The organism is Clostridium sp. 1001275B_160808_H3 (assembly GCF_015550425.1).
GTDB lineage: Bacteria > Bacillota > Clostridia > Clostridiales > Clostridiaceae > Clostridium.
Window position 1 is genome coordinate 1 of sequence record NZ_JADNAT010000001.1, and the last position, 13172, is coordinate 13172.

Annotated in this window: 16 protein-coding genes and 1 riboswitch; all 16 genes read right to left on the reverse strand. The window is 27.1% G+C overall.

What is annotated here, in order from left to right:
* Nucleotides 1-72 (reverse strand): rubredoxin-like domain-containing protein (locus tag I2A75_RS00005; protein ID WP_347707743.1); only part of this gene is annotated, 72 nt, incomplete at its 3' end.
* Between the two features lie 216 nt (nt 73-288).
* Nucleotides 289-996 carry a phosphatase PAP2 family protein gene (locus I2A75_RS00010; protein WP_195262432.1) on the reverse strand — a complete coding sequence of 236 codons (708 nt, stop codon included), beginning with the start codon at nt 994-996 and terminating at the stop codon, nt 289-291.
* Between the two features lie 438 nt (nt 997-1434).
* Nucleotides 1435-2928, reverse strand: coding sequence for a cobyric acid synthase (locus I2A75_RS00015; protein WP_195262433.1), 1494 nt, complete (start codon nt 2926-2928; stop codon nt 1435-1437).
* Nucleotides 2921-3586, reverse strand: a complete 666-nt coding sequence (locus I2A75_RS00020; protein WP_195262434.1) for a diphthine--ammonia ligase — start codon at nt 3584-3586, stop codon at nt 2921-2923. The genes I2A75_RS00015 and I2A75_RS00020 overlap by 8 nt, the downstream gene beginning before the upstream one ends.
* A 15-nt stretch (nt 3587-3601) precedes the next feature.
* On the reverse strand, nt 3602-4357 hold the full coding sequence (locus I2A75_RS00025) for an ABC transporter ATP-binding protein (RefSeq protein ID WP_195262435.1): 756 nt from the start codon (nt 4355-4357) through the stop codon (nt 3602-3604).
* Between the two features lie 10 nt (nt 4358-4367).
* A complete protein-coding gene (locus tag I2A75_RS00030; RefSeq protein ID WP_195262436.1) occupies nt 4368-5402 on the reverse strand; it encodes an iron ABC transporter permease in 1035 nt (344 codons plus the stop codon).
* Nucleotides 5389-6306: an ABC transporter substrate-binding protein gene (locus I2A75_RS00035; protein WP_195262437.1), complete on the reverse strand. Its 918-nt coding sequence runs from the start codon at nt 6304-6306 to the stop codon at nt 5389-5391. The genes I2A75_RS00030 and I2A75_RS00035 overlap by 14 nt, the downstream gene beginning before the upstream one ends.
* A gap of 203 nt (nt 6307-6509) precedes the next feature.
* A riboswitch (cobalamin riboswitch) is annotated at nt 6510-6687 on the reverse strand.
* A gap of 55 nt (nt 6688-6742) precedes the next feature.
* A complete protein-coding gene (gene cobD / locus I2A75_RS00040; protein ID WP_195262438.1) occupies nt 6743-7816 on the reverse strand; it encodes a threonine-phosphate decarboxylase CobD in 1074 nt (357 codons plus the stop codon).
* Complete coding sequence (locus I2A75_RS00045; protein ID WP_195262439.1) at nt 7816-8760, reverse strand: cobalamin biosynthesis protein; 945 nt, start codon at nt 8758-8760, stop codon at nt 7816-7818. Before I2A75_RS00045 ends, cobD begins: the two co-directional genes overlap by 1 nt.
* A 37-nt stretch (nt 8761-8797) precedes the next feature.
* Nucleotides 8798-9406, reverse strand: coding sequence for a histidine phosphatase family protein (locus tag I2A75_RS00050; RefSeq protein ID WP_195262440.1), 609 nt, complete (start codon nt 9404-9406; stop codon nt 8798-8800).
* On the reverse strand, nt 9399-9788 hold the full coding sequence (locus tag I2A75_RS00055; protein WP_195262441.1) for a bifunctional adenosylcobinamide kinase/adenosylcobinamide-phosphate guanylyltransferase: 390 nt from the start codon (nt 9786-9788) through the stop codon (nt 9399-9401). Before I2A75_RS00055 ends, I2A75_RS00050 begins: the two co-directional genes overlap by 8 nt.
* 114 nt (nt 9789-9902) lie before the next feature.
* On the reverse strand, nt 9903-10661 hold the full coding sequence (locus I2A75_RS00060; protein WP_195262442.1) for an adenosylcobinamide-GDP ribazoletransferase: 759 nt from the start codon (nt 10659-10661) through the stop codon (nt 9903-9905).
* A complete protein-coding gene (locus I2A75_RS00065; protein WP_195262443.1) occupies nt 10658-11209 on the reverse strand; it encodes a bifunctional adenosylcobinamide kinase/adenosylcobinamide-phosphate guanylyltransferase in 552 nt (183 codons plus the stop codon). The genes I2A75_RS00060 and I2A75_RS00065 overlap by 4 nt, the downstream gene beginning before the upstream one ends.
* Complete coding sequence (locus tag I2A75_RS00070; protein ID WP_195262444.1) at nt 11206-11358, reverse strand: cob(I)yrinic acid a,c-diamide adenosyltransferase; 153 nt, start codon at nt 11356-11358, stop codon at nt 11206-11208. Before I2A75_RS00070 ends, I2A75_RS00065 begins: the two co-directional genes overlap by 4 nt.
* Nucleotides 11359-12468: a nicotinate-nucleotide--dimethylbenzimidazole phosphoribosyltransferase gene (gene cobT / locus I2A75_RS00075; protein ID WP_195262445.1), complete on the reverse strand. Its 1110-nt coding sequence runs from the start codon at nt 12466-12468 to the stop codon at nt 11359-11361.
* Between the two features lie 156 nt (nt 12469-12624).
* Nucleotides 12625-13104 (reverse strand): hypothetical protein, encoded by a 480-nt coding sequence (locus I2A75_RS00080; RefSeq protein WP_195262446.1) that lies wholly within the window; start codon nt 13102-13104, stop codon nt 12625-12627.
* Nucleotides 13105-13172: the final 68 nt, after the last annotated feature.

Genomic DNA, 13172 nt, shown 5'->3' on the forward strand with positions numbered 1-13172 from the left:
TACTGGACATACTTCTGGTGCTGCATCTCCTTCATGAACGTATCCACATACTGTACAAACAAATTTCTTCATAATTTAAACTCCTCCTAAATTCCACATTATTTATATACTTGATTTATGTATAACTTAATTTGATGTTTTTATTATATAATAATAATTATTAGTTGTAAATAGTTTTTTATAATTTATTTTAAAATTATTTATAGCTAATAATAAAAAAAATAAGAATGAGAGTTTATAATAAAAAATCCTCATTCTTATTTATTTTAAAAGTAAACTTCAAAAAAATTAGTTTATAGGAATATCATTTTTACCTTTTATTCTATCGATTAATTTATACGGTAATAATAAAATATTATCTATATGCTTGTCTTCTATTTTCTTAGAAATTAATATTGCTATTTCTCCTAATATCATAGCCGCTATTCCATCTAATATAAAGTGTTGTTTTATAAATAGAGTAGATAAAATTATCATAACACCAACTATTATAGTATAGTAAAACCATGATTTGCTTTCTTTTCTATTTGTGTATCTCATAACTATATAAGTGTTTAATACATGTATAGATGGAAAACAGTTAAATGGTCTATCATTTTGATAAATAATATTAACAAGCTTATTAGGTAAATTATTGTTAACAACTGTTGGTCGTACTATTTCTACAGGAAATAAATAATAAATAAAATAGCATACAAACATTCCCACATACACTGCTAAAAGAGCCCTTATATATTTTCTACGGTCTTTTAATAAAATAAATATTAATCCTATAAAAATATAAACATACCAATATATATATGGAAAAATAAACATAGCTACAAACGGAATTTCTTTATCTAAAAACAAACTAAGGTCTTTTCCTTTTTCTGCTATTGACCCTGCAATGACATAGTTTATATTTATTATTGGAAATAAAGCAAGCCATGCTAAATCTAGCCACCTTAATTCATTTAACTTGTATTTTAATATAAACCTTTTTAATGCATCCCTCACTTTTAATCACACCCCTATAAAACATAGTTTATATAAAATATGTTATTATATATATTCTTCAATTAATTATCTACATAACACAAAATAATATAATATTAAATAGTTACTTAATTTATTTATTAAAAACGTTAAATTGAAATTATATATACTATTTGGATCTTTATATAATTAAAAAACTATTTTTCTTAAATATTATCAATTGTTTTTTATAATAAATATACTATTATTACTATAAATTATATAAATTTATTCCTTACTAACTATTTTACAATATTTAAATTATATTGTGCATTTAAGTAAGGAAGTTTAAGAATTTTATAAGGTTTCCTTTAGATATTCTTTAAAAAAAGATGATGTAACAAACATCTCCTTAATTTAATGATCGATTTTTAATTATATGATTTTTAATTATACGAGAGTAATATCTTTAAATATACATTATATATTTATTATTTTTTCTACCATTTTCATATCTATATTATTCTCTAAAATTTTAGAAAGCTCATCAAACTGCTTTAGTTTATATTCATCATAACTTGTTGTATCTTCAATGATATCTTCCATGTTATTTAATTCTAATAAATACTTTATAAAATAATTTAGAAATTCTCCGTTATCAAATATACCATGAAGATAGGTTCCAAAAACTGTAGAATCTTTATTTGTAACACCTGCTATTTCTCCATTATTTAGCTTAATGAATGGAATCGCATTTTTATTTACATTACTAATGCCATTATGAATTTCGTATCCAAATACTTTTATATCTTTAATAAGACTAATTTTATCTAAAACTACCTTTCCTTCAGATTGTTTTGTTATTTTAGTTTTATTAAATCTAGTACATATATCTAAAAATCCAAATCCAGTTTCTGATGTTATATATCCTTCTACTCCTAAATCATCTTCAATAATGTTACCAAGCATTTGGTATCCACCACAAATCCCTAAAATCAAAGTTCCACTTTTTTCAAGTTCCATGATCTTATTAAATATTCCATTTTTCTTTATGGCTCTTAAATCTTCTATTGTGTTTTTACTACCTGGTATTATTAAAAGATCAGGGTTCCCAATATCCTTTGCACTTTCTACATATCTTAGCGATACTTGATTTAATCTTCCTAATGAATTAAAATCTGTAAAGTTTGACATATAATGTAGTCTTACTACCGCAATATCTAACTTTCCATTATTATTATCTTTATTTTTTATTCTTTCTGTTACACTATCTTCATCTTCTATATCTAAATCAAAATAAGGCATAGCTCCAAGTACAGGTATTTTTATAATATCTTCTAGCTGCTTCATTGCAGACTTAAAATATTCTACATTTCCTCTAAATTTATTTATTATTACACCTTTAATTCTCTTTCTTTCATCTTCACCTAAAAGCATTATAGTTCCTACTACTGATGCAAATACCCCTCCCCTATCAATATCAGCAATTAATATGACAGGTGAGTCACTTATCTTCGCCATAGACATATTTGCTATATCAGTATCTTTTAAATTTATTTCTGCGCAACTTCCTGAACCTTCAAGAATTATTAAATCATAACTTTTAGATGAATTATTAAAAGTCTCTTTAATTATATCTTTTAATTCTACATTTAAATCTTTATATTTATATGAATCCATATCACATTTTACTTTCCCGTTTACTATAACTTGTGTTTTAATATTTCCACTTGGCTTTAAAAGAATTGGATTCATCCAAGCTTTTGGTTTTATTTCACAAGCCTCAGCTTGAACAACCTGTGCCCTTCCCATTTCAAGACCTTCTTCTGTTACATATGAATTTAAAGAAATATTTAATGCCTTAAATGGAGCTACCTTTAAACCTTTATTTTTAAAATATCTACAAAATGCTGTTGCAATTGTACTTTTACCTACTGATGATGCTGTTCCAAGCAACATAATACTTTTACTCATTAATAACACCTACTATATCTAAAAATCCATGAGTTTCATTAGTAATTATACCATTTTCTTTAAATTTAATTGGATATTTAAATATTGGTCCATCAAACACAAAAGTATGATACTCACCATTTTCTCCACATGCATCTGACCCTGTTTTAATTATATTTTCAACTACTTTATGCGTTAGTTCTTTTCCTAAAAAGTCAGTTGATAATGCATCTAACCTAACATTTTTTATAACTGTTTTAAATCCAGTATCTATAAATTCATAGGTTAACTTTTCTCTATCTTCAAGCCAAAGTGGAAATATAGCTTCTATTCCTGCTTCATTACATCTATCTGTACACCATGTTCTATGTTCTTCTAAATCTATATCTCCAAAAACACAAGCTTCTGCCCCTAATTCATTTTTAGCTTTATGTAATGCTTTTTTAAAAGCTTCTGAATATTCTTCTCCCTCACATTTCACTAATAAAAGAGGAATACCTAAAGATTGAGATACCTCATTTAATAAATCATTTGTTACTCCATGAAACCAGGATCTTAAAACCTTTTTATCAATAGTGATAAGTAAGGCAACTGGCTTATGTCCATTCTTTATCATTCTGTATAAAGATAATGTGCTGTCTTTTCCGCAACTATATGACATAACAAACTCTTTCTTCATTTAAATTACTCCTTTCTACTTCCACTTTTCTAATGTTCTTACCATAAAAGTTTTTATATCTATTCCATAAACTTCTTCTAAATCATTACTATTTAATACTTCTTTTGTGTTTCCATTCCCTTTTATGACTCCATCATTAAGCATCAATACTCTATCTCCATAATTTTGAACTAAATTTAAATCATGCAATACAGCTATAACAATCTTATTTTTTTCTTTAGCCCAGTTTTTAAGATAATCTAATATTTCAATTTGATATCTTAAATCTAAATGATTTGTTGGCTCATCTAAAAGTATAACTTCTGGGTCTTGCGCAAAAGCTCTTGCTAAAAATACTCTTTGAAGCTGTCCTCCAGATAACTCACTTATAAGTTTATCTTTTATATCTAATATTCCAACCATCTTTAAGCTTTCATTTATAATTACTTCATCTTTTTTAGTTAATCTTGAAAAAATACTATTTAAATGAGCATATCTTCCTAATGCCACTGTTTCATAAATAGTATAAGGAAATTGTATGTTCGAACTTTGTGTCATTAATGCAATCTTAGTTGCAAGTTCTTTTCTTTTTAAAGTATTTATATTTTTTCCATCTAGCTTAATTTCTCCATTAAAAGAAATCAAATTAGATATAGCTTTTAACAAAGTACTCTTGCCACATCCATTAGGACCAACTATACATAAGTTTTCTCCCCTATTTATGTTAAAACTAACTTGTTTTACAATGTCTATTCCATTATAGCCACAATAAACATTTTTAACTTCTAGCATATTAAATCACCTACTTTGATTTTTTAAAGTATAAATAAGCAAAAAATGGAGCTCCTATTATAGCTGTTACTGCACCTACTGGAAGTTCTGATGGCACAATTATAGTTCTTGAGATTAAATCAGTAACCACCATAAGACATCCCCCAAATACAATTGACATAGGAATAACATATGAATGCTTTGATCCAAATATCTTTCTCACTATATGCGGAGCAATTAAGTCCACAAATCCTATAGTTCCACTTATTGATACTGCTGCTCCTGTTAATACTGCCACAAATAAAAAAAGATACTTCTTAACTTTTTCAGCTTCAACACCAATAGCTTTTGCTTGTTCTTCTCCAAATGTTAATACATCCATTTCTTTAGAAAATACCATTACTCCAATTATTCCAATTAGAAAAAATGGAATTCCTGCTTTAAGATAGCTCCATCCTCTCATAGAAAATGATCCCATTTGCCACATTGTTATAGATTCTATCTTATCAGTAAATAAAGCCGTTATAGTTGTTAGTGCAGCATTAAAGAATAAAGAAAAAACCATTCCCGATAATATAATTGTACTATTTGATAATTCCTTATCTACTTTACTTGCAAATAGTAATACTATTATCATTGTTAATAAACTACTTATAAACCCCACTAGAGGTAGTGAAAAGTTTCCAAGGAAAGGGATAGATATTCCTGAAACTATTAACAATCCTACTCCTAAAGATGCTCCTGATGATACCCCTAAAGTATAAGGTGATGCTAATGGATTTTTTAAAACCGATTGTACTACAGCCCCACTTGCTGCAAGTGCTCCTCCAACAGTAAATGCTAATAGTACTCTTGGCAATCTAATACTCCAAATTATTGCAACATCCTTTGATTCAATACCTTCTAGTAAATTTGTATTAAATATTTTATGAAGTATTATCGAAATAATATCCATAATACTAATATTGGAACTTCCAATGGAAGTTCCAATACAAATTATTAATATAACTATCGGTATTGATAGTATCATCAATGTTTTACTTTTTTTATCTTTACTTATATTCATTTGGATAAATAGCCTTAGCCATTTCTTTCAAAGCTTTTATAACATTTTGAGACGGTCTTGATGATTCGTTTGTATCTATCCCATAAACTTGACCTTCCCTTATAGCTGTTATACTATCCCATCCATCACGGCTCTTTATATCATCAACAGCTTTTACTCCATTTATATCTGGCATATTTGTTAATATAACATCTGGATTAGCTGAAATTATTGATTCTGGTGCTGGTGATATCCATGATTTTTCATTAGCAAATATGTTTTCTGCTCCAATTATTTCAATCATTTCATTTAAGAAAGTATCTTGACCAAAACTACTTAATTGAGCACCTGATCCTACTTCAAAATATACTTTCTTCTTATCTGTTATTTTATCTCCAATAGCTTTTATAGCCTCAACTTCCTTTTTCATGTTATCAACAATTTCTTTACCTTTATTTTGAGTTTTAGTTATTTCAGCTATAAACTCTATATCTCCATATATTCCATCCATGCTAAAACTACTTGGAATATAAACAACTGGAATTCCAGCATCTTTAACTAATTGGAATGAATCATTATCTCCTGCTTTATTATGTCCTGATGCAATTATTATATCTGGCTCTAATGCTATTATAGTTTCTGCATCTGGATTTCTAAAATCTATCTTAGGTAGATCTTGATTTATTCCTTCTACATCTACTGAATAATTATCTACTGCGACCAATTTATCTGCCAGTCCTAACTCCACCAATACTTCTGTATTAGATGGTGCAGTGGATATAATTTTTTCTATTTTCTTTGGTAGAGTGAATTCATTTCCCTCTCTGTCTGTCATAGTTTTTGTAGTTTCTGAACATCCCGCAAATAATGCTAAAGAAAATAACATTGCAAAAACTAATGAAAGAATTTTACTTCTCTTTTTCATAATAATCTCCTCCTAATTTTTATTAGGGCTCATTTTATAGAAATTAATTTTTATTTTTCTATAAAATAAAAAGACATACTAAGAGTATGTCTAAAATACATATTTAATAATCTTAAGTTATTGAAAATAGAAATAGCTTGTATTATCTATTAAAAACAACTTAAGACTATGATAGTATTCCTATTATCTCACCCTCAGAAGATAACAGTCCGTCTATAAAAGGCAGGTCTCCCGGCTTTACTTCATCCTACTTTCTAACCTTCCCGCGCATTTTGCAGTGGTGTTAATAGATTTCGTCCATTTCACGGTTACTGGGGTAGCTCAGGCATTGCACCTGATTCCCTATTAAGCTTTAAAAGCACCTTATATAGCTAATATAGTCTAAATTTCAAATAGAATTATATTATTAATGATATAATATGTCAATTAAAATATGCTATTTTATTATCTCTTTTAAAGTACTTATGAACTTTTCATTTTCCTCTCTAGTTCTAACTGCAATCCTAAAATAATTTTTATCTAACCCTTTATAGTTACTACAACTTCTAATAATTATATTTTTACTTAACATTTTTTCCTTTAAATCTATAAGCTCTGTAGTCTTAAACATTATAAAATTTACCGTAGGTCTAAATATATTTATTTGTTCTATTTTACTTAGCTCATTAAATAAAAAGTTTTTTTCCTCTTCTATGTATTTTATTGTATCTTCCATATATTCTTTTTCTTCTAAAGCAACTATAGCTGCCCTTTCAGCAATAACATTAACATTCCATGGAACAGATATATCATTTATCTTTTTCATAATATCTTGATTTTTTGATATCCCATATCCTATTCTAATTCCAGGTATAGCAAAAAATTTGGTCATAGACTTCAAGATAAATATATTTTTGTATTCATTTAATGACTCTACTATTGTATAGTTTTTACTATCTTTAACGAAATCTAAAAAGGATTCATCTATAACTACTATTGTATTAGTTTTCAAAGCTTTCTTTGCAATCTCTAATATTATATCTTTATTTGTTAAATTTCCTGTTGGATTATTTGGATTGCATATAAAAACCATGTCTATATCTTCAGTAATGTAATTTAATATATCTTCGTCTATATTCCATTTATTATTTTCTCTTAAATAATAATATTCTATTCTACCTTTAACACTTAAAACTGCTTCTTCGTATTCTCCAAATGTTGGTACTGGAATAAGAACCTTTCTAGGATTTAAAGCTCTAACTAAATTAAATATAACTTCAGCTGCCCCATTTCCTAATACTAAATCTTCAATTTCTATACCTTCAAACTTGCTTATTGATGATTTTAAATCATAATATGTTATATCTGGATACCTTTCAATCTTATCTATAGCTTTCATAATCTCCATCTTAACATTTTTATTTATTCCAATAGGGTTTATATTTGCTGAAAAATCTATAAGTTTTTCCTTATTTAAATTATATTTTCTTGATAATTCATCTATATTTCCACCATGAACTACTTTGCTCATTATAAAAGCCCTCCAATCAAAGATAAAAGCATTGCTACTAAATAACTAAGAAATGATACTAAATATAAAATATTATTAGTTTTATAAACATCTAAAACCTCTATTTTTTTAATTTCATCTCCTATAGTTGGCTTTTTTACTAACTTTCCAAAATAATAATTTGCTCCGCCTAACTTAAGCCCTATGGCCCCTGCAACTGCAGCTTCTGGATGTGCGCTATTGGGACTACTATGATTACTCTTATCTCTTATGTAAATTTTAAAACTATTTTTATAATTTAATTTTAATATCCAAGATGCAATTACTATGAGAATACCACTTAACCTAGCTGGTATATAATTAAATAAATCATCTAACTTTGCTGGAAAAAATCCAAAATCTTTATATTTTTCATTTTTATATCCAAACATTGAATCCATTGTATTAACTGCTTTATATACCATTGCAAATGGAGCACCTAAAACTCCTGCATAAAATATAGGCGCTACTATACCATCAGACATATTTTCTGCAATTGTCTCAACTACTGCTCGTAAAATTGCTTCTTTATCTAACTCTTTAGTATCTCTACCAACAATATATGAAAGTTGATTTCTTGCTCCTTCTATATCGTTTTTTAATATATATGATACTACCTTCAATCCTTCTACTTTTAAAGCTTTTGTTGAGATACAAAAATATACTATTACACCGCTTATAATAATCCCTAAAATATAATTAATATTAAAACTAATTTTAATTATATAGACATTAACAAAGTACACTATTAAAATACTAAATATCCATGTTAGTAATCCAGCTATCTTTAAAGTATTTTTGCATAGTTTTCTAAATATATTTTCTAAAAATCTACAAGTATTACCTATTAATCTTATTGGATGAATGGGGTTTTGAGGATCTCCTATTATTAAATCCAAAATATATCCTATAGTTAGTTGTATCATCTTATTACCTCTTTGATAATTTTACCTTTATCTATTTTTAACTCTTTATTTTTGAAACTTCTTTTATTGTAAAGTTTTGCTCCTGAAATTCTATTTTAAGCTTATATCCTTCTCCACATTTAGGTTGCCAGCTATAAAAATTTTTACTATCATCATAAAAGCATTCTAATATACTTCCTATTGTTCCGCCATGTGAAATTAACAAAACTGATTTATAGTTGTTTTTCTTTATATATTTTATAAAACTAATAAACTCTTCTTTAATACGGTTTTTATATTGATTTTTACTTTCACCATTTGGACATCTTACCTCTCCAATTTCATCCATTATCCAATTTATATAGAGCTTATCCTCTTTCAAATCTTCATATGATTTCATTTCAAAGTCTCCAAAATCATATTCAAAAAATCCTGATAATTCTTCATAAGCTTCATCCTTATAAATAATATTAAAAGTTTCATTAGCCCTAGCTGCACCACTAGTAAAATATTTATCACACTTAGGATAGTTAATTCTAGATTTCAAATAATTTAACTCTTCTATTCCTCTATCACTTAAACTTATATCAGTTTTACCACAATATAATCTTTTTTCATTACAAATAGTCTTACCATGCCTAAATAAATAAACTTCCATACTACTCATTTTTAATCACCATTGGAATTCCACAGAAAACTCTATATACTTCTTTAGAATTATTACTTAAGTACTGAAGACATCTTCCTGTGCTTTCTCGCCATATTCTATCTTCTTTCTTTAATGGAACTATCCCTTCACATATATCATCACTAATAATTATCTTATCTTTAAATAAACTTTCATTTTCTAAAATATATTTTAATGGATCTTTATTTTCTAAAGACATCTTATAAGTAAACTTATGAAATTTATTTATTACCTTTTTTGAAAAATCTATTTCTAAATTATCTATATTATTTAAATTTAATACCTCTTCATCAGAAATATTAAACTTCTCTTTAACAAAGCTTAACTTTCCACTATAAGCTCCACCAAATACAAGAATCAAAATTAAACACACCCTCCGTAATAAATTGCGAAGCAATTCAAATTGATAATATACAATTGATAATGGATAATTATTGTCCATTGTGCATTATCCATTATAAAAATGTTCGCATTTTTATATTATTATTGCTAAACATAGTATTCCTATTAACTCTGAGATCACAAGGCCATACCCAGCACTGTCTCCTGACATACCACCCAATTCTTTCGAACTCTTATTAACTGAAATTATTGCTGAAATTATCATAGCTAATGAAACTATCAGCCCCTTAGCGCCAATAAAATATATGAAGCTTAAACTTGTTATAAGTAAAAATAAATATAAAACAAGTATATCAATTTTTCCTGTTCCTTTTTTAAAGTATGATCCAAGTGAACTTTCTTTCATTGATTCCTTTTTTAATAACATAAGTCCCATTAAACTTCTTGAAATAATAGGTATAATAATTAATCCAATTATGTTTTCTTTTTTATCTACTAATGTGTAAATAGCTGAAAAATCAATTATAAATAAAATTGCTAATGATATTACTGCAAAGGCTCCTGTATTAGGATCTTTTAATATCCTTACTTTTTCCTTTTGATCTCTTCTTGATAATAAAGCATCACATACGTCCATATAACCATCTAAATGTAACATCCCCGTTATAATAAATGGAGTTATCATAGTAATTGCTGCTGTTAAAATGGTAGATATATTAAAAATGCTAACAATTTTATAGACAGTATAATGTATTAATCCTACAACAAGTCCTACTAATGGATAAAGCTTCATCATATGCTTTACTCCATTATCATCCCACTTCTTATAAGGCATAGGTAATATTGTAAACATACTTAAAGCCATTATAAAAGCATTTATTAATTTAATCATATTAAATCACCTATATATTTTCTTCCTTTATGAATTATCTTATTATTATAACAACACTCTATAACAACATCTGAAATTTTAGCTAAACTTATATTTATTTTTCCCATCTCTCTTCTAAAAGCTTCTGTAAAATCATCATATACTATAGAATCACTAAACAAATAATCTGTTACTATGACTAAGTTTATATCTTTACTAGATAAATTTCTTATTCCATCAAATATTTTCCCACTCACATCCATTATAACTTGCTCTTCAATAAACATTTCATTAGTAACTATTGATGTAACACTATCTAATAGAAGTGTATCTCCTTTTTTTACTTTTGCTGCTACTTCTTCTATATTCCTACTTTGCTCAATTGTTTTAAAACCCCAGCCATCCCTTTCCATTAAATGATTATTAATTCTTTTTATATCTTCTTTATCGTAAGGCTGCATTGTAGCAATGTAGTATAAATCACAATCTTTATCTTCTAATTTTTTCGATAGATGCTGCCCAAGCATTGACTTTCCACTTTTTGATCCGCCAACTATTAATATAATCATTTTTCTATTCCAATCCTTACTAGAACTTTTTTATCTATAAATTTAGTAAGCAATGCCTTATTTCCTCTATCGGCGTCCTTTACTCCTACTCCCATTGCGGCAGTTGTTTTTCCACTTCCACAATACATATGAATAAATCCTAAATTCATTTAATTTCTCCTATCTACAATATAATTCTTTTTATTTTTAACTTTTTCTAAATAACTTGGATCTATTTCAGCTTCACTAAAGGTTGCCATATTATTCATCATAGCACATGAATATTGAACTATGGAAAAAGCTATTGGGCACCCACTGCCTTCTCCAAGTCGCATATCTAAATTAAGCATAGGTTCTAATCCTATATTACCCATTGCAATATTGTATCCAATTTCCTTTGAGCAATGAGATGATATAAGATAATCTTTAACATCTTTATTTAGCTTAGTAGCTACTAAGGCTGCAACAGCTGATATAAAGCCATCTATTACAACTGGTATTTTATAATATGAAGCTCCTAAAAAAACTCCTACCATTCCAGCTAAATCAAATCCACCAACTTTAGCTACAACATCAATTGGATCATTAAAATTTGGCTTATTTACCTCTATAGCCTGCTTTACTACTTTCTTCTTCTTTTCAAAAGCATCATCTGTTAAACCTGCACCTTTTCCTACAACATCTTCAATTTCACAGTTTATTAAAGCTGCCAAAACAGCACTACTAGTAGTTGTATTACCTATTCCCATTTCTCCAACACCAACTATGTCATATCCATTTTGCTTAGCTTCTTTAACCATATCAATCCCTATGTAAATACCTTCAATACACTCTTCATAAGTCATTGCCTCTTCTTTAGCTATGTTATTGGTCCCTCTTCTAATTTTTCTACTTATTGCCCCTGGTATATCTCCCTCACAATCAACACCAATATCGACTACTAATAAATCAGTTTTATTTTCTTTTGCAAGAACAGCAACACCTGTTAGTCCTTTTGAAAAATTGATAGTTTGTGCTAAAGTAACATATTTAGGGGCAGATGCAACTCCCTCTTCCACAACTCCATTATCTGACGAAAAAATTATTATGCATTTTTTATCTATTCTATTTTTTATTTTTCCTGTTATACCAGCCAATTGAATAGCAATCTCCTCAAGTTTACCTAAACTTCCTAAAGGCTTTGCTAAAGAATCTACTCTTCCCCTTGCTTCATCTTTAACCTTATAATCTATTTCTTCAATATTTCTTATTACTTCCTCAACTACTTCTCTGTGACCCACTGCCCTTCCCCCTTAATCTACTTCTTTTTTTGTTATAATATATTAAAATTTATCTAAAAGTCAATAAAGGCATATTTCTTTATAAAACAAAAAAATCCACAGTTAAATATATTTAATCTGTGAATTCATCTTTAATAGCCTCTAATAGTATAAATCTTATATATGTTTTTCAAAAATAATTTCTGAAGAGTTTGGCCAAATATTAGTTTTATTTGCAAGCTTTATTTTTATATTCTTTAAACTAACGCCATTTAAAAATATTTCTATAAAATCCTCATTATTTCCTGTATATGAACCAAATAGTATTAATTTATCAATTTCATTTTCAAAATCTATTATTTCATAAACCTCATAATACATAAGCTCTCTTCCTTGTGAAGAATATTTTATTTTATCAATTGAAATATACTCATTAAACTTATATATAAATTCTCTTGAAAATGAATCTCCAATACTTTTTAAATATACTTCATTTTTATTTAAGTCCAAATCACTACAATGACTTTTATACTTATTAGCTATATATAAAATCTTATTTATACTCTCTTTCGATATTTTAAAAAATTCATTATAATTAAAAAAACCTTCATACAACACTGTAGTTGATAGAATTTCATCTATTCCAATACAATCCATATTAAGCCTCCTTTAATTTAAAATATAGTTATAGCAAATGCTTTGTATTGAATAATATTATCTACTTA